Below are 18,715 nucleotides of genomic sequence, written 5' to 3' on the forward strand. Positions count from 1 at the left end.
GATGAAGAAAAGCTTGATTGCTTACAAATTGTAAGGAGAATACGATGTGACTGGATAAATTTAAAATAATCGCGAAAAAGTAGAAACAAAATGCTTTTGATTACTTTAGAATGCTAACAAAATGTGTTAATTTTGCAGCCGAAAACGAACATAATGCAAAGGATGACTTGATTTGAGTGACAATCAAAGATGGTCCGTTTTCAATAGAGACAATCAATAAAGGTATTAACACATTATTAATTATTAAAGGATTATGAAGAAGATTGAGGCAATTATCCGCAAGTCTAGATTCGAGGATGTCAAGAAGGCACTTTTGGCTGCCGACATCGAGTGGTTCTCTTATTATAATGTAAGAGGTGAGGGAAAGATGCGCCAGGCTCGCATTTATCGTGGTGTGATGTACGATACCAGCAGCATCGAACGTGTGCTCCTGAACATTGTGGTTCGTGATAAGAATGTGGAGCCAACCATCGCTGCCATCCAGGGTGCTGCACAGACTGGCGAAGTGGGAGATGGCAGAATCTTCGTGATTCCTGTACTGGATACCGTCAGAATCAGAACCGGCGAGCGAGGCGATATCGCATTGTATAATGCTGAGAAAGAGGAATAAGATACTTTGAACATTGAGGTTTGAACATTGAACTTTATGATTAGTATTGAAGTTTATATTTGAGAGACTATATTATAATATTGTATTCTAATTTAACTATAAGATATATATATGAGCAGTTTATTATTGACGACACTTGATACGGGTAATACAGCGTGGATGATCATGGCCACCATCTTGGTGCTCTTGATGTCAATCCCAGGTATAGCACTTTTTTATGGCGGTTTGGTGCGCCAGAAGAATATCCTGAGCATCCTGATGCAGACGGTATTCATCGTGGCAGTAGTCAGTTTGATATGGGTGGCCTTCGGATATTCCTGGGCTTTCTCTACAGAATATGCGGATAGCGGCAACTCTTTGGCTTGCGTCATCGGAGGTTTCGATAAGTGCTTCCTCCACGGCATTGGTTTGGATGCCATCATGCCAACGGGTATTCCAGAGCTCACTTTCGTGATGTTCCAGTGTATGTTTGCCCTCATTACTCCAGCCCTGATTCTCGGTGCCTTTGCCGAGCGTGTCAAGTTCAGTGGTTATGTACTTTTCACCGTTCTCTGGGTTATCATCGCCTATCTTCCTATGGCCCACTGGGTATGGGGCGGCGGTTTCCTGCAGGAGATGGGAGCCATCGACTTTGCGGGTGGTACCGTGGTACATATCAATGCCGGTGTAGCCGCTCTGGTCATGGCACTCTGTGTAGGCAAGCGTGATGATTACCGTGCGGGTCATCCTATCACACCTCACAACATCACCTTCGTGTTCATGGGTATGTCGTTCCTCTGGTTGGGATGGTTCGGCTTCAATGCCGGTAGCGGATTGGCAGCCGATGGTCTGGCAGCCAATGCCTTCCTGGTAACTCATATCGCAACAGCTGCAGCTGCCACCACCTGGATGCTCATCGACTGGATTGTCAACAAGAAGCCAACCACGGTGGGTGCTTGTACCGGTGCTGTAGCCGGTTTGGTTGCCATCACTCCTGCAGCAGGTAGTACGGATATTTTAGGTGCCTTCTGCATCGGTATCATTTCCACCATCGTCTGCTTCTTCATGGTAGCCGTAGTGAAGGAGAAGTTCAAGTATGATGATGCCCTCGATGCCTTTGGTGTGCATGGTATGGGCGGTATCCTGGGATCTGTCCTCACCGGTGTCTTCGCTACAAGATACGTAACTGGAGCCGAGGGTGTGCAGGGTGCTCTCTATGGCGACTGGCATCAGCTTTGGATTCAGGTGGTAGCCACCGTGGTAAGCATCATCTACAGCATCGTAGTTACCTATATTATCTTCAAGGTAGTAGATAAGACAGTAGGTGTACGTGTTGACAAGCGAGTAGAGGAGGAAGGTCTCGACATCTACGAGCATGGTGAGAGTGCTTATAGCAACTAATAGCGAAATTCGATTATCAGCATAAAATTTAGGTCAATGGTGTTTCATTTTGAGGAATGGAACACCATTTTTTATGAGAAATCCTCAACTTGCACAATGAAAATGCCTCAACTTGCACAATGAAAATGCCTCAACTTGCACAATGAAAATGCCACAACTTGCACAATGAAACTTTTAAGTTGTTGATATTCAATAACGTTATGTCCACTATTTTCCCAAAGAATTCCTATATATAATAATGTGTAATCCCCGTTTCTCCTTAAATCTTCTTGTTCTTTCCCTTTTGGGATAATTTTGGGAAAGTTATCAATTTAGCGCTGGTCTGTGAACGCTGAATGTTGATGCTGTTTTGTCGGTGTAAATGTCGGTGTAAAATGTCGGTGCAAATATTGTTTTGGCGGTAATGTGGCGGTAATATGGCGGTAATGCCGATGTAAATGTCGGAGAAAAATGTCGGAGACATGTCGGAAATATGTCGGAAAGAAAAGTGATTGAAAACCAATATGTTATCGTTTTATGGGGAGTTCGTTACCGACAATAAATGTCGGAGACTTTGTCGGTAACCATGTCGGAGACTTCAAGAACGGAGAAAAGATTTGGCGGTAATGAAAATAATAGGTGTTATAAGGCATGAAGGAGGTGATAAAACTGGTGTTGGGGTGATTTCTATAAGTAGACGCATTCTGTTTCCATTTTTACAGGATGCAGATATATGCAAGGTAAAGAGGGACGAGTCACTATAAATTATGCAAAAATCAGCAGAATTTCTAATTAAACAAATTATTTTCTGCTTTTTATAACGTTTTTCGGATTAAACAAACAATATTTGAAGAAAAATGAGTAACTTTGCAGCAATAAACAATAATAATATACGCAATGGCTGAGAAAAATCTTAATCGTATCAAGGTTATGCTTGCAGAAAAGGGGAAAACGAACAAATGGCTTGCAGAGAAACTTGGCAGAGACCAAGCGACCATTTCCAAATGGTGTACTAATGCTTGCCAACCCCCTTTAGAAGCATTAATCCAGATAGCTCAATGTCTGGAAGTTGATATAAAAGAACTCATTAGGGTTCCTGAACATAATCCGTATAAAAAAATGTAATGAAAAAAATAAATACTTCATTCTCATTATTTGATTTCAGCAAGAAACGTGCCGATAAGGTACAAATATTTGGCAAAGAGTCGCTTGACGAAAATGGTAATCTTATACCATTTATCGAACAGGCTGCATTGGTAACTCACTATTTACAATTGAAAGAATCAAAAGTAAATGTGCCATATGCAAATAAAGCGCAAGATATACTGAATTTATGGTATGAATTCGTTCATGGAGAGAAGGAACAACGACCTAATGATTTCGTCGGTGTTTCAGAATCTACAGATGCCTATCAAGCATATCTATTTCCAGAATTATTTCATGCACCATTTCTTGCTCCCCAAAATCCAAAGTTCACCTTTATTGATCTTTTTGCGGGAATAGGTGGCTTCAGAATGGCATTTCAAAATTTAGGAGGAGAATGTGTTTTTTCTTCCGAATGGGATGAACAAGCGAAAAAGACCTATTATGCAAATTATGGCGATGTTCCTTTTGGTGATATAACAAAGGAATCAACAAAGAATAAAATACCAAAGGGATTTGACATTCTTTGTGCTGGTTTTCCTTGTCAAGCATTCTCGCTTGCTGGTAAAAAACTTGGATTTGCAGAGACGAGAGGTACTCTTTTCTTTGATGTTGCAGAAATACTGCGTAGATACCAGCCAAAAGCGTTTTTTTTAGAAAATGTCAAAGGACTTGCTATACACGACAAAGGTAGAACCCTCAAGACGATACTGAACACATTGGATGAAGTCGGATATGTTGTACCTGAGCCTCAGATTGTTAATGCAATGTTCTTCGGAGTTCCGCAACATCGTGAAAGAATCTATATAGTTGGATTTCGGAAAGATTTAGGACTTACAGCAGAAGATTTTTCTTATCCTGAACAGAAAGAAGTCACAAAGAAATGGATTGATGTTAGGGAAGAAAATCCAGTGCCTGCAAAATATTATCTTTCGACCACATACCAACAGACATTGATAAACCATAAAGCACGTCATGCAGCTAAAGGTAATGGTTTTGGCTATGACATAATTCCTGATGATGGTATTGCTCATGCTATTGTTGTCGGGGGAATGGGAAGAGAAAGTAATCTCGTTATAGACTTTAGACAGAAAGACTTAACTCCGACAACAAACATCAAAGGTACTGTTAATACAGATGGTTGGCGCAAAATGACTCCACGAGAATGGGCGCGTTTGCAAGGGTATCCTGATAATTTCAAGATTGTTGTTGCAGATGCTTCTGCTTATAAACAGTTTGGCAATAGTGTTGCTGTACCTGCTATTCAGGCAACTGCAGCACAATTACTTAAATCATTAAACGATAAAAATATATTATAATATGGCAGAGTGGCAATTTAACAGAGGTGAATGGACAGAAGCATACGTGTTTATGCGTTTGCTTGGTGATGGCCGTATCTATGGAGCATCTTCTGAATTAACAAAAGATGATTCCACATATATTGACATCATAAAGATTATAAGAGATGAACCTGATAAGATGCTGATATTTGAACGTTTCGTGGATGAAAATATAGCTTATGTAAGGGCTTCAAAAGATGATGAAAGTATTAAGGTGGTCACAACACCAGAGTTTTCTAAATATGCGCAAGTTTTGTATGACAACATCAAGACACTTACTGCTAACCGTGTAACCAGTGTTGCAGAAGTTCAGAAATATTTGGAGTCTCTTGGCATAGACTCTCCAAAAGCCAATTTATCGGAATCGGCAAAAGAGAAGTATGGTGCAAAAACTGATGTTATTATCACCAGTGAAGATTCTCTTGACCATTCCAAAACGACAGAGGGTTTTTCTGTAAAATCTCATATAGGCAGTCCTGCAACATTATTCAACTGCTCGCAAACCTCAGGTTTTACATTTGAAGTTGTTGGTTGTGATGAAAAAGGAATGCATGAAATCAATGCTAATGATACTTTCCTTTCTATAATGAAAGTTATTAAGGAGAAATACTCTCTTGAATATGTTGGGTGCAGGAATGAAGCATTTGAACAGAATATTGCTATTGTTGACTCTCGAATGGAAGAAGTCCTAAGTACAGCTGTGTTGGTGCAAACATCATACTATGGAACTGGTGGTTCTAATGTTAAGGATGTGTGTAACAAGGTTGTAGAATTGAATCCTATAAATGTCAAGAATCCACAAATGTTCTATCCTGCAAAGTTCAAAGACTTCCTCTTTGATTCTTTTGCAGGTATGACGGCATCTTCAATATGGAACGGTAGGAAAAGATTGACAGGCGGTTATATAGATGTTAGTCGCAATGGAGAGATGTTGTACTATCGTGCTATGTCTGATGATATTTTTGGCAACTATCTTTTTGAGAATACTTATTTCGACCGCCCTGATAGAGGAATGTGCAAGGATTTGGCAGTAGCTAAGGCAAATGCATATTTGGAAGGCAGAGAACTAACTGAAAGCGAGGAGAATAGTTATATCTACAAAAATGGAGTATCAGGAACCAAAAAATCTAAAAAAGGAGATTTTGGCTATGTCTATGAGAAACATAATCGCTATTTCATTGATTTGAATTTCCAAATTCGATTTAGATAAAATATAGAAAATCACCTTAGAAGTATTCAAAATATGGCAAAAAGTAAAATTGTATATTCAGATATAAAATGGGATGAGATAGATTACACTGTAGTCTCAAAAGTCAAAGATGTTTGCAAATCAATAAAAGAATATTATTGGAATAATCGGCATGAAGGTTCTTCTAAAAGTGAAATTATTGATTCGGGATTGGATTATGCTTTTTTGATAAAAGCATTTTCGATGTATCACACAGAGTGGAATGAAAGAACTTCAAGATGTACAAAAATAGGATTCTTTGTTGCTATTCCTCCAGAATATAAAAATAACGAACAAAGTAAATCCTTTCACCTTGTGCTTGATGGAGAAGTGCCTTTTGATAGCTCCATATCTCATAATTTTAGAAAATCAGACAGGTTAAAGCAAGATATAAAAGATTGTTGCAGAGATGCTATTAAATCCGAAAAAGACGAGCTTAAAAGACAATCTATAGGAAAGTTATGCCCCTATAAACATATAATGCTGACTAATGATAACATAGATGTGCATCATAGTGGTCAAAGTTTTTCTAAAATAACAGATAAGTGGATTGAGGAAAATGGAGGTATAGAGTTTCTTCATCAATTTGTAAGTCCTTCTATAAATGGTGGAACCATAATCAAATTTACTTCAGCCAGTATTCGTGAAAGTTTTATTGCTTATCACAAGAAATATGCATGTTTAGAAGCAATTTCAAGAGAAGCACATAAAGAAATTCACAAGAGAAAAATGTGATTATTGGGGATTGACAATCCCCAATAATATGATTGTAATTGAGTGGAATATCAGAGAAAATCTATAAATTTGCATCCAAATACAATATTTTGTAAAGAATGGAAGATAGAGAACTGTTGCTGAAAAGTGACCCAGAGTTTGACCGCCTCGCCTTTACGGTATTGGCTATCGAGGCTTCGGCGCAAAAAATGGGTATATCGCCGTCTGAAATGAGAAAGCGATTGGATAAGGTGGGGCTAATCAAGAGTCTCATTCAAGATTGCTATGACACTCTACATACCGAGAGCCGGGAAGCTGTGGCAAGTGATGTGGTCGAAGCTCTTAAAAATTGGGAAAGAAAAGAATAATGGAAAAGCAAATATTATATCATGGTTCATATTAAGCCAGGATATAGTTGATAAGTATTTACAATTCAAATCATATGAAAGGGTATAATTATGTTGGATTTCTTATTATGGAATAAAATTGCTCGTATCATAAAGCAACTAGCCGATACGTTACATATATCAACCGACAGAGCATTGCAGATATTCTATGACTCTGACGTTTGCCGTATGTTACATGACAAAGAACTTGGCTTGCATCTAATGAGTGATACATATATTGTAAATGATTTGATAGAAGAGCTGAGGAATAAGCAATAGCAAAACAATGGATCATTAGAGGAGGAAGATTCTTTGTACTGTAGCACCTTGATTGTTTAGTACGATCAAGGCAAATGCTTCATAATTCAAGATTGAAAGTGGGTATGGTGTCATCCAACAACTCATCGCCCACCAGCTGATTTCCGCTTGCACAACAGGTGTTGGACGAGCGCATATCAGCTGTTATGCAAGCGCACAACAGCTGTTGTGCGGCTGAAGATATAGGCTTCTCCGGCTTATAATATTAATTCTTCCGGCAACAAGTAAAGGTTACTCCGAAGACTTTTTACGTAAAACCGATGCTACAATGATAGTACTTACAAGTAACAGCGATAGTACTTACAAGCAACAGCGATAGTACTTACAAGGTGCAAGACTTTACTGAGAGGTCGCCATGATGGTACTGATGAGGCGTAAAGCGGCTTGTAGCGCTTATTGCCTCACTATGGCACAACATTGCCCCTTACCAGGGCAATAACCTGCCATTGCCAGGCACAAAACGATACGTCGGGAGCTGGTAAAATAACCACTCGCTTTTTTACTCTTCACTCTTCACCAAATCGGCTTAAACCCCGATAAACACTGGGGGTGCGAGAGGTGAAGAGTTACGCACTACTCTTCACCACTCTTCACCCCTCTTCACCTTCGGATTGCGCACGGAATTGAATGGTAGCTCGTCCTGTTCGGTCGGGGGGCTGAAACCACTTTTTTATGTCCCACAGATTTCACAGATTTTCCGTAAGCGGCTCCGCGTGAAGAGTGGTGAAGAGTGGCGTAAACTCTTCACACGTGCAAGTTCTTAAACTACAGGTGTTTATGACCTTCTGGTGAAGAGTGAAGAGTGTTTTTGAAAGTGGCTTGCTATTTTTATTTCTTAATCACCTTCAGAACCTGGTCGGCAAGGCTTCTCATTCCCTTGATTGTTGGGTGACCGTTCTTCTTGTCTATGTCATGAAGGGCGATGACCGGAACCTGATAGGTCTTGCAGATCTTTTTTACTGATTCGTTGATCTCATCCTTCAGCTCTGAATTTAGAATGAAGTAGATATCTACATTCGGATGGCGCTGACGGAGATCGGAAAGCAATTTAGCCAAAGCTGGACGGAAACAGTAGAGGTCGGCACGCTTCCAGTTGCTGTACTGGTAATTGCCGATAGGGGCATTCGCCCAACTGTCGTTCGTACCGCCGCAAATCAAGATGATGTCCGGATTGCCCAGCAGGGTAGTGCGGTTGATGAATGAACGGTCGCTGTAATCCTCATCGCGGTAGCCGGTGTTGCAGATGGTGGAACCGGAATAGGAATTGATGTTGCCCATCTTGTAACCCCCTTCCTTGATAACCTGCCACCACCAGGTTTGCTCCACCTTGTTGACATCGGTTGCTTTTTGAACCGCAGTGGTGTACCAGGTGGCATATCCCTTTGGGATGAAACCTTCGAAAGTTGAATACGAGTCGCCGAGCACGGCAACGGTCTGCTTCACCTGTGCCAGCAGAGGCATCAGGGCGAACATAAAGAGGCAGACGATAACTGATAATTTTTTCATGACGTTTTTTATATAATTTGATTTTTTTATGTGATCCTCTTTTGGGATAGGGTTTGAAACCCGATTGCAAAGATACGATATTATTTGTGGATATGCAAATGTTTGGGGCTATAAATTAAAGTAAAAAAGTGGCAACTGTTTTTCGGATGTTTTTGCCTGATTATCTTTCTTAGGAATATTGTTTACATACGGATAAGGGAAGAAGAAGGGAGATGGGCTAAAGATGAAAAAACAGTTGTAACTACTTATGTCCATAGAGGTTCTGAGTTATTACATTTTCATTCGCAAAAGACAAAAAAGCATAAATAGTGAATAATATAAGCGGCTTTGTGAAACTTTATCATTACCTTTGTAATTTAAATAGGCTTCTGACAGCATCATAGAACAAATTTCAATTCGAGGCTGTTATGGAGTTGGAAAAAGATAGTGTGGAATTTTAGACAGATAAAAATGGATGAAATTAGTAAACGTGAAGATTCTCTGTTTGAGCATGTGTCAAAGCTGATAGATGAAGCTAGGAAACATGTAAAGACAACTATTGATACCACAATGGTTTACACCTATTATGGAGTCGGCAAATACATTGTTGTGGATGAGCAGCAAGGATATGCTAGAGCCAAATATGGGAAAACTGTGCTAAGAAACTTGTCGAAAAAATTAACTGAAAGATATGGAAAGGGCTGGTCTGTTGAAACTCTTACTGCAGCCCGAAAATTCTATCAGATATACAGCGAAGGAAAAATCGCAAACACTGTTTACGAAATTCAAGAGAATGCAGATATTCATTTCACTCTTTCCTGGTCTCATTATCTCATACTCATGCGTATTGCTAATCAAAATGAACGTAATTTTTATGAGATTGAATGCTACAAGCAGAATTGGAGTGTCCGACAATTACAGCGGCAGTACAACTCCAGCCTCTATGAGCGATTGGCACTGAGTCGTAATAAGGATGAAGTGATGAGGCTGGCGCAAGAAGGACAAACTGTAGAAAAGGCAAGTGATGTGATAAAAAGCCCACTCACATTAGAGTTTTTGGGATTAAAGCCTGAAGCCGTTTATTCTGAGTCAAAACTCGAAAGTGCAATCATTAGTAAAATTCAAGATTTCTTGCTGGAGTTGGGAAAGGGATTCCTCTTTGAGGCCCGACAGAAGCGATTCACTTTTGATGAACAGAATTTCTATGTTGACTTGGTTCTATACAATCGGCTCCTGCAATGTTATTGCCTTATCGACCTAAAAATTGATAAGCTGACACACCAGGATCTTGGACAGATGCAAATGTATGTCAACTACTTTGATAGATTTGTAAAGCAGGATTTCGAAAAACCTACTATTGGCATTCTTCTTTGCAAAGAAAAAATGATGCACTTGTAGAGCTGACATTGCCAAAGAATGCTAATATCTATGCATCGGCTTATCAGCTCTATCTGCCAGATAAGGCTTTACTTCAAGCAAAGGTGAAGGAGTGGATTGCTGAGTTTGAAGAAAATGAGGAATTAATGAAACATGAGTAACGTATAGATTATGCAATACAAGAATATCATATTCGATTTAGGTAATGTCTTGGTGAAGCTCGATCCGGAAGGATGCATCGGGGCTTTCAAGGCGATAGGAATGGGGGAATTAGTTGATTCAAATCCTCAGAGTGAGGGGATGAAGCTGATGAGCAAGCTGGGGGTGGGGATGATCTCCACCGAAGAATTCTGCGATGCAGCCCGTAAGTTGACAGGGACTGATGTGACGAATGAAGAGATCATCGATGCTGCCAACAAGATGCTGGTGGAGATTCCTGATGAGAAAAAGGAGCGACTCCTGCAGTTGAAGAAGGCTGGCTATCGCCTCTTCCTCCTGAGTAATACCATTGATATTCATTGGGATTATTGTGTGGAGCATCTCTTCCCTTATCAGAACTATTGGGTAGAGGATTATTTCGAGCAGTGCTTCCTCTCTCAGAGAATGCATCTGGCAAAGCCTAATGCCCGCATCTATGAGGAGGTAATCAGGCAGGCGAACATCCATCCCGATGAAACCCTCTTCATCGATGATCTGAAGGAAAATTGTGAGGCTGCCGAGAAGCTGGGCATCCATACCTTCCAGAACGTGAAGTTCGATGACTGGCTTGCACTTACCTTTGTACGCTAATAATAACTAACATATAATATCAAAATGAATTTTTACAAGACATTAGGACTGAAAAACAGCCGTATTGACGTGGCTGATGCCTTGCGAGGATTGGCCGTAGCAGGTATTATTCTCTATCACTCCGTGGAGCATTTCAATATGTACGATGGAAGCATAGAGCATGCTTATACGCTGGGGTGTGATGATTGGATGGCAGATGTGCTGGCATTGCTGCTGTCGGGAAAGATGTATGGCATCTTTGCCCTGCTCTTCGGATTAAGCTTCTTTATCATGAATGATAATCAGCAGCAGCGTGGAAATTGCTTTTCGGGTAGATTCGCCTGGCGAATGTTCCTCCTGGCAATGCTCGGTATCGTGAACACCGCCTTCTTTGATGGAGACATCCTCTTCTCCTATGCCATCTATGGACTGGTTCTCATCCCATTGAGTTATCTTCCTACCAAATGGCTCTGGTGGGTGATTGCCTTCCTCTTTATCCAACCTGTAGAAATCTACTCCCTCATTTCGGGATGGCAGGTAGATGCGTCTTCGTTGAGAGAGGTATATGGAAATATGTATAATGGTCATCAGCACGGCACCTTCCTGGAGAATGCCTACGGTAACCTGCGATACGGACAGGTGGCTACCTATTACTGGTGTTTGATGAAGGGAAGACATACGCAGACAATCTGCCTCTTCATACTCGGAATGCTGGTGGGCAGAAAGCGTTGGTTCTATAATGAGAACAACAACCTGGCTTTATGGAAGAAGGTGCTGGCGGTTTCCATCCTGGTATTGATTGTGGGAGGTATCGCAGATGTGCGCCACATGGAAACATGGAACAATTGGCTTTATCCTATCTACAACTTCTTCATCCTCTCGTTTGTAGTATCAGGATTCGTATTGTTGTGGTACGGAAAGGAATGGTTCAGAAAGGCATTGTCGTTCCTGCGCCAGTTTGGTAAGATGAGTCTGACCAACTATTTCCTCCAATCTATCATCGGTTGCGGACTGTTTGCTTATTATGGCTTCAATCTCCAGACGAAGCTTGGCATCACCTACGCCTTTTTTGTGGGTATTGCCATGGTGGTAGTACAATGCCTCTTCTCCAACCTCTGGCTCAAGTATCACTCCCATGGTCCTTTCGAGGGAATATGGAAGAAGCTGACCTGGATTAAGTTCTAAAAAAATGCCCTCCAACCTTTCGGCAGGAGGGCACAAACTAATTATTCTCGTACAATTAGTTTTGTCAAATGAATAGTTGATATAGGTTAGAGTATTTATGAATGAATATCTATATTATTTTATATCAACTAGCGTATGCGGTTGAAGGCTTAGAGAGGAACGTACTCTACAAATGCCTCCATAGCCTCGTAGCAAGCCAGACCTAATTCATCATAGAGCTGAGCGGTGCCACGGTTGCGGTCTTCTGCACGCTGCCAGAAGAGGCGCTCGTCGTTGCCCAGGAATGGAGCACTCTCCATCTGTGACTGGTGCTTGAGGATAGAGTTACGCTTTGCTCTCAACTCCTCAGGCTCAATGGAACACACATCTCGATGTTCTCAATCTCCCATTCTGCCCAAGCGCCACGGTACATCCAGATGCGGCAGTCCTTCAACCACTCTGCGCCTGCCTTCTTCTCCTCGTCGATGGCTGCGAGAACAGCGTCGGTACACTTCTTGTGAGTTCCGTGTGGGTCTGCCAAGTCACCAGCAACATAAATCTGATGAGGCTTCACCTCCTGCAGCAATGCTCTAACGATCTCAACGTCCTTCTCTGTCATAGGCAACTTCTCAATCTTACCGCTCTCATAGAATGGCAAGTCAAGGAAGTGAACGCGGTTCAGAGGAATCTCGTTGAATGTACAAGCTGTACGAGCCTCGCCACGACGAATCAAGCCCTTGATGGTCAGAATGTCACGGGTGTCGAAGTCGCTCTCCTTCTTGTGTGCGAAGAACTCCTTGATTTCCTGGTATTTCTTAGAGATCACGCTATCCTTAGAGTCTGCGAAGATCTGGTTGAAACCATTGATGAAGTGCATGAATCTTGTAACCTCCTCGTCACCTACAGCGATGTTGCCGGATGTCTCGTAAGCAACATGTACCTCGTGCTTCTGCTGTACCAATCGGCGGATAGTACCACCCATAGAGATCACGTCATCGTCTGGATGTGGAGAGAATACGATTACTCTCTTAGGGAATGGTTTCGCACGCTCAGGACGATAGGTATCGTCAGCGTTTGGCTTACCGCCTGGCCAGCCTGTGATAGTATGCTGCAAGTCGTTGAAGATCTTGATGTTTGCATTGTATGCAGAGCCGTAGAGAGCCAAGAGTTCACTCAAGCCATTCTCGTTGTAGTCCTTGTTGGTCAACTTCAGGATAGGCTTGTGCAACTTCTGGCAGAGCCATACCAATGCACTGCGTACCAACTTGTCTGTCCACTCGCAGTTTGTTACGAGCCAAGGATGCTTGATACGTGTCAGGTGAGAAGCAGCGCTCAGGTCGAGAATTACGTTTGCATTAGGATGAGTCTGGAGGAAGCTGGCTGGCAATGTGTCAGTGATGTTTCCTTCTACTACCTTCTGCATGATTTCAGCCTTCTCGTCGCCCCATGCTGTGAGGTAAACACTCTTGGCAGAGAGCAGGGTAGCGATACCCATGGTGAGAGAGCAAGGAGGAACCTGCTCGTTGGTGCCGAAGCTGTTCTCCATCTCCTCGCGGGAAGTATTGCCGATGAGGATCAGACGGGTGATAGACTGGATACCAGAGCCTGGCTCGTTGGCAGCGATATTACCCATTCTTCCGATACCGAGGAGAGCGATATCGAGACCTCCGAAGGTCTTGATGCGCTTCTCGTAGAGGTGACAGGTATCCTGCACTGCGTCCTGTGCCACACTGCCATCCAATGTGAAGATGTTCTGTGGATCGATGTCAACATGGTCGAGGAAACGCTCCTTCAACTGGTTGATGCTCTTCAGAGAACTTTCCTTCTGTACAGGATAGTACTCGTAAGCATTGAATACTACCACGTTTCTGAAACTGAGCTGCTTAGCCTCGCATCTTTTCTGCAATTCCTTGTAGATAGGTGTGAGCGACAAGCCTGTGCCCAATGCCATTACGTAATATCTGCCCTCGTGCTGAGCTGCCTTGATTTCCTTCTCTACTTGGTCAGCTACATGAGCTGCACCCTCCATGGAAGAGGCGAAGATGTCGGTATGAATTTTCTCCATTCTGGAGATCTCAGAGTACTCTACTGTAGTCTTTGGTTTGTAGTATGCCAATGGTACCTTATTGAGTACAATTTCTGAACTAAGATTTAGTCTCATAGTTTCTTGTCTTTATAGTTATTACTTTGTTTTTTTTACAAGTTGTCTTTCTCGATGTCCTTGAAGTACTTGTAGGTGCTTACCTTCAACTCATCTGTAGCGCTCTCATCGCAAACGATGATACCGTGCTGGTGAGTCTGCAGTGCACTGATAGTCCAAGCCTGAGTTACTGGACCTTCGATAGCTGCCTGGAGAGCACGAGCCTTGTTGTGACCATTGCAGAGAATCATCACCTCTCTAGCTGCCATAACGGTACCAACACCTACTGTGAGGGCTGTAGCTGGCACAGCGTTCATATCGCCACCGAAGAAACGAGAGTTAGCGATGCGGGTATCAGTAGTCAAAGTCTTCACGCGAGTACGGGAATTGAGAGAAGAGAATGGCTCATTGAAAGCAATGTGACCATCAGGGCCGATACCACCGATGAAGAGGTCGATACCACCTGCTTCTGCAATCATCTCCTCGTAGTGAGCGCACTCAGCCTCGAGATCCTCAGCGTTACCATTGAGAATATGGATGTTCTCCTTAGGGCAATCGATGTGGTCGAAGAGGTTGTGAGCCATGAATGAATGATAGCTCTCTGGATGAGACTCTGGCAAACCTACGTATTCGTCCATGTTGAAAGTGAGTACATGCTTGAAAGAAACCTCACCAGCCTTGACAGCCTTTACGATTTCTGCATACATACCAATAGGTGATGAACCTGTTGGCAAACCCAATACGAATGGTTTCTCTGCTGTTGGTTGGAACGCTTTGATGGTCTCCACAACGTGACGAGCTGCCCAGCGAGCCAACTCATCGTAATTCTTTTCGATAATTACACGCATAGTTGATATATGTTTATTAGTTAATGTATTCTTATATATTAATAATGTATTCTTGATCTATTAATTGTTCAAGTACTTGCTTCTTGCCATAAGGCAGGCTCCTATCAGTCCCGCATTCTCTTTCAGGGTAGAGGCGGCAACCAGCGAATCCTCGTTCACCATATTGAGCGAGAACTTTTTGATGCCCATGCAGATAGGTTGGGTAAGATAAGCACCTGTTACCGAGAGGTCTCCTCCGATGACCAGCATCTCTGGATTGAAGATGTTGATGATGCCGGCGAGATTGGTTCCCAGTTCCACTGCCACCTTCTGCAGTGTCTCGATGCTGAGCACATCCTCTTTTTGGATGGCATCGAGGATATCCTGCAGGGTGAGTTCCTGATGCAGGTTCTTCACCTTGTCGGACAGCACGGATGTTCCACCGTTTTCCAGAGCCTCTTTCATCTTGCGCAGCAATGCCGAGCCTGATGTTTCCGTTTCCATGCAACCTGTTTTTCCACAATGGCAGATGATGTCATTATTATAGATGTGCATGTGTCCGATTTCACCCGAGAAGCCTGATTTTCCGAGATAGAGCTTACCGTCGAAGATGATACCGATGCCGATGCCCCAGCTGATGTTTACGAAGATGATGTTTCTCAATCCCTTGCAGACACCTTTCAGATATTCACCGTAAGTCATGCAGCGGGTATCGTTGTCGATGCAGAAAGGCAGGTCGAGTCTTTCGGTCAGCGCTTCTGCCAGCGGCATTGCCGTGCAGGTGAAGTAATTATAGGCACAACCTATTTCCGGGTTCACTCGTCCACCGATACTTATGCAAGCCTTCTTGATCTGGCTTCTTTCGATGCCTGATCTCTGAATATAATCGTTGATGAGGTTGATGAAACTGTCGAAGGTTACTGGGGTGTCCTGGTAGTCAAAGTGTATCAGTTCGGGTTTTGCCACCATGTTTCCACAAAAATCACAGATGCCGAAGGTGAGACTTTGCTTTCCTGTATCTATGCCGAGGAAATATCCGGATGTTGCGATGAGGTCGTAAATCTTTGGCGCTCTCTTCGAGTAATTGTCTTTCTTGCCAGTTACTTCAATCAAGCCATCCTCAATGAGTTCGTTCAGAGTCTTGGTAGTATATGGCACGCTTACCCCCAAACTATTGGATAGTTCGGCGATAGTTTGCCCTCCATGTTCTATGAGCAAGTTCAAAAGTGCTGTCTTAGAGGCAGACCATTTAGTGTGAGGTATGATGCTTTTTGCCATACAGATATTTCATGTTTAAGTTTTTACGCTGCAAAGATAAATAAATAAATCCGTTTTTTTAATGTTTGCGAGTTAATTAATCTAAATTATTAGAATAAACTTTGTTTTTCCCCATTTTCGGGGGATGATTTAACAGTTTGAGTCTATGAATTTTAGCTTTTTAAAATATGAGTTGATAAAACAACTCAGAAGAGGTTCTTTTATATATATATAATAAGGTATAGAGAGTAAAACGTAAGAATAAATAAATAAACTAATTTAATTAACTCAAATAATGAAAATTAATTCATTTAAATTTGGTTGGTATTAAAATAAGTTGTATATTTGCATCCGAATAACAAAACTAACAATTGAAATGAAAAATAAAAAGTTTTATCCTTGGTTAGTTGTAGCGCTCCTCTGGGTGGTTGCTCTTCTCAACTATATGGATCGTCAGATGCTTTCCACCATGCAGGCCGCCATGAAAGTTGACATCGTGGAATTACAGCAAGCTGAAGCCTTTGGCGCTTTGATGGCAGTCTTCCTTTGGATTTATGGTATTGTGAGTCCATTTGCCGGTATCGTAGCTGATAGAATCAGTCGAAAGAAATTAGTAGTAGGCAGTCTCTTTGTCTGGTCTTTGGTGACCTACCTGATGGGATATGCCTCCAGTTTTGATCAGCTTTACATGTTGAGGGCGTTGATGGGTATCAGTGAAGCACTTTACATCCCTTCTGCCTTGTCTCTCATTGCCGACTGGCATGAAGGAAAGTCCAGATCTCTGGCCATCGGTGTTCACATGACTGGTTTGTATGTAGGTCAGGCTATCGGAGGATTTGGTGCTACCGTGGCAGCAGCCTTCTCCTGGCACACCACTTTCCACTGGTTTGGTATTCTCGGAATCGCTTATTCTGTCGTGTTGCTTCTGTTGTTGCACGATAAAGACAAGGATACTGCGAGTATGGCTGTGGCTCAGCAGGAAAAGCCTGCAAAGGGCGGATTGTTCCAAGGCTTATCTGTTGTGCTTTCTACTTGGGCATTCTGGGTGATTCTCTTCTATTTCGCAGTTCCTTCTCTTCCAGGTTGGGCTACCAAGAACTGGCTTCCAACATTGTTTGCAGAGAATCTGGGTGTACCTATGTCTGAGGCTGGTCCGATGTCAACCATCACCATTGCAGTTTCTTCTTTGATTGGTGTGCTCTTCGGTGGTGTGCTTTCTGATAAATGGGTTCATAGGAACATTCGTGGCCGCGTTTATACCAGTGCCATCGGTCTGGGAATGACGATTCCTGCTCTCTTCCTCCTGGGCTTTGGTCACAGTGTGGTAGCTGTAGTGGGAGCTGGATTGCTCTTCGGTATCGGTTACGGTATGTTTGATGCCAACAATATGCCAATCCTCTGCCAGATTATCTCGGCAAAATATAGAGCAACAGCCTATGGTATCATGAATATGGTGGGCGTATTTGCCGGAGCTATGGTTACCCAGATAATGGGTAAGTTCTCTGATGGCGGTAATCTGGGTTTGGCCTTTGCCGTATTGGGCGTGGTGGTTATCGCAGCGTTGACACTTCAGTTGGCTTGTTTGAAGCCAAAGACTGATAACTTAGAATAATAAATAGTAATAAAGAAAATTTAACTAACTTATATATATATAATTATGGAAAAGATCATTGGACTTATCGATGCACCGTTTACTCCTTTTTATGCTAACGGTGATGTGAACTTGGAACCTATCGAGGCTTATGCAAGATGCTTCAGAAGAACGGTCTGAAGGGTGTGTTTATCAATGGTTCATCAGGCGAGGGCTATATGTTGACCACCGAGGAGAGAATGCTCCTTGCTGAGAGATGGGTAGCCGTAGCTCCAAAGGACTTCAAGATTATCGTTCATGTAGGCAGCTGCTGCCTCCGTGAGAGCCGTCGCTTGGCTGAGCACGCGCAGAAGTTGGGTGTTTGGGGCATCGGTTCAATGGCTCCTCCATTCCCACATATCGGCCGCATCGAGGAACTGGTGAAGTATTGCGAGGAGATCGCTTCTGCTGCTCCCGAGCTTCCTTTCTACTACTATCATATTCCTGCATTCAATGGCGCTTATCTGCCAATGCTCGATCTGCTGAAGGCTGTAGATGGACGCATTCCTAACTTCGCTGGTATCAAATATACCTTCGAGAGCCTGTATGAGTACAACCAGTGCCGTCTCTACAAGAACGGTAAGTACGATATGCTCCATGGTCAGGATGAGACCATTCTCCCTAGCCTGGCTCAGGGCGGTGCCCAGGGTGGTATCGGCGGTACAACCAACTACAACGGTAAGGAGTTGGTAGGCATCATCGAGGCTTGGAAGAACGGCGATATCGAGACAGCCCGTGAGAAGCAGAACTTCGCTCAGGAGGTTATCAACGTAATCTGCCACTACCGTGGTAACATCGTTGGTGGTAAGCGTATCATGAAGTTGATGGGCTTCGATCTGGGTCCAAACCGTACTCCATTCCGCAATATGACCGATGAGGAGGAGCAGGCAATGAAGAAAGAGTTGGAAGCTATCAACTTCTTCGAGCGTTGCAATCAGTTTTAAGTAAAATCCACTAGAACCAGTAGGA

14 protein-coding genes and 3 pseudogenes are annotated in these 18,715 nt (G+C 42.7%); 13 read left to right on the plus strand and 4 right to left on the minus strand.

From position 1 onward, the window contains the following. Window positions 1–253: 253 nt before the first annotated feature. The 8 genes from DW830_RS03225 to DW830_RS03260 all read left to right on the plus strand — a co-directional run bounded on the left by DW830_RS03225 (window position 254) and on the right by DW830_RS03260 (window position 7,059). The gene (locus DW830_RS03225) at window positions 254–610 is read left to right on the plus strand and encodes a P-II family nitrogen regulator (protein ID WP_006849503.1); all 357 of its coding nucleotides are present in this window, start codon (window positions 254–256) and stop codon (window positions 608–610) included. A gap of 111 nt (window positions 611–721) precedes the next feature. After that, on the plus strand, window positions 722–1,990 hold the full coding sequence (locus tag DW830_RS03230; RefSeq protein ID WP_119248846.1) for an ammonium transporter: 1,269 nt from the start codon (window positions 722–724) through the stop codon (window positions 1,988–1,990). An 876-nt stretch (window positions 1,991–2,866) separates the two neighbouring features. Then, window positions 2,867–3,094 carry a helix-turn-helix transcriptional regulator gene (locus DW830_RS03235; protein WP_119248847.1) on the plus strand — a complete coding sequence of 76 codons (228 nt, stop codon included), beginning with the start codon at window positions 2,867–2,869 and terminating at the stop codon, window positions 3,092–3,094. Beyond that, window positions 3,094–4,431, plus strand: coding sequence for a DNA cytosine methyltransferase (locus DW830_RS03240; RefSeq protein ID WP_119248848.1), 1,338 nt, complete (start codon window positions 3,094–3,096; stop codon window positions 4,429–4,431). The genes DW830_RS03235 and DW830_RS03240 overlap by 1 nt, the downstream gene beginning before the upstream one ends. A gap of 1 nt (window position 4,432) precedes the next feature. Continuing rightward, the gene (locus DW830_RS03245) at window positions 4,433–5,662 is read left to right on the plus strand and encodes an HpaII family restriction endonuclease (protein ID WP_119248849.1); all 1,230 of its coding nucleotides are present in this window, start codon (window positions 4,433–4,435) and stop codon (window positions 5,660–5,662) included. Window positions 5,663–5,695: 33 nt separating this feature from the next. Next, window positions 5,696–6,415 (plus strand): hypothetical protein, encoded by a 720-nt coding sequence (locus tag DW830_RS03250; RefSeq protein ID WP_119248850.1) that lies wholly within the window; start codon window positions 5,696–5,698, stop codon window positions 6,413–6,415. Between the two features lie 98 nt (window positions 6,416–6,513). Continuing rightward, on the plus strand, window positions 6,514–6,762 hold the full coding sequence (locus DW830_RS03255; RefSeq protein WP_118080162.1) for a DUF3791 domain-containing protein: 249 nt from the start codon (window positions 6,514–6,516) through the stop codon (window positions 6,760–6,762). Window positions 6,763–6,852: 90 nt separating this feature from the next. After that, a complete protein-coding gene (locus DW830_RS03260) occupies window positions 6,853–7,059 on the plus strand; it encodes a DUF3791 domain-containing protein (RefSeq protein ID WP_006848384.1) in 207 nt (68 codons plus the stop codon). An 867-nt stretch (window positions 7,060–7,926) separates the two neighbouring features. Here the strand turns inward: DW830_RS03260 and DW830_RS03265 are convergent. Continuing rightward, complete coding sequence (locus tag DW830_RS03265; protein WP_119248851.1) at window positions 7,927–8,604, minus strand: SGNH/GDSL hydrolase family protein; 678 nt, start codon at window positions 8,602–8,604, stop codon at window positions 7,927–7,929. A gap of 450 nt (window positions 8,605–9,054) precedes the next feature. Between DW830_RS03265 and DW830_RS03270 the strand changes: the two are divergent. From DW830_RS03270 to DW830_RS03280, 3 genes and pseudogenes are all read left to right on the plus strand, one after another. Continuing rightward, a pseudogene (locus DW830_RS03270) lies at window positions 9,055–10,121 on the plus strand (PDDEXK nuclease domain-containing protein). Window positions 10,122–10,131: 10 nt separating this feature from the next. Then, a complete protein-coding gene (locus DW830_RS03275; protein ID WP_233544355.1) occupies window positions 10,132–10,749 on the plus strand; it encodes an HAD family hydrolase in 618 nt (205 codons plus the stop codon). Between the two features lie 24 nt (window positions 10,750–10,773). Beyond that, on the plus strand, window positions 10,774–11,913 hold the full coding sequence (locus DW830_RS03280) for a DUF418 domain-containing protein (RefSeq protein WP_119248853.1): 1,140 nt from the start codon (window positions 10,774–10,776) through the stop codon (window positions 11,911–11,913). Window positions 11,914–12,062: 149 nt separating this feature from the next. Here the strand turns inward: DW830_RS03280 and DW830_RS03285 are convergent. From DW830_RS03285 to DW830_RS03295, 3 genes and pseudogenes are all read right to left on the minus strand, one after another. Next, window positions 12,063–14,053, minus strand: a pseudogene (locus tag DW830_RS03285) (glucosamine-6-phosphate deaminase). A 35-nt stretch (window positions 14,054–14,088) separates the two neighbouring features. Further along, on the minus strand, window positions 14,089–14,880 hold the full coding sequence (gene nagB, locus DW830_RS03290) for a glucosamine-6-phosphate deaminase (RefSeq protein WP_118313121.1): 792 nt from the start codon (window positions 14,878–14,880) through the stop codon (window positions 14,089–14,091). A gap of 60 nt (window positions 14,881–14,940) precedes the next feature. Beyond that, on the minus strand, window positions 14,941–16,137 hold the full coding sequence (locus DW830_RS03295; RefSeq protein WP_119248854.1) for an ROK family transcriptional regulator: 1,197 nt from the start codon (window positions 16,135–16,137) through the stop codon (window positions 14,941–14,943). A gap of 355 nt (window positions 16,138–16,492) precedes the next feature. Here DW830_RS03295 and DW830_RS03300 point away from each other — a divergent pair, with 355 nt between their 5' ends. Both DW830_RS03300 and DW830_RS03305 read left to right on the plus strand, forming a co-directional pair. Next, a complete protein-coding gene (locus DW830_RS03300; protein WP_119248855.1) occupies window positions 16,493–17,728 on the plus strand; it encodes an MFS transporter in 1,236 nt (411 codons plus the stop codon). Window positions 17,729–17,773: 45 nt separating this feature from the next. Next, window positions 17,774–18,690: pseudogene (locus DW830_RS03305) on the plus strand (dihydrodipicolinate synthase family protein). Window positions 18,691–18,715: the final 25 nt, after the last annotated feature.

The organism is Prevotella sp. AM34-19LB (assembly GCF_003468525.1).
Taxonomy (GTDB): Bacteria; Bacteroidota; Bacteroidia; order Bacteroidales; family Bacteroidaceae; genus Prevotella.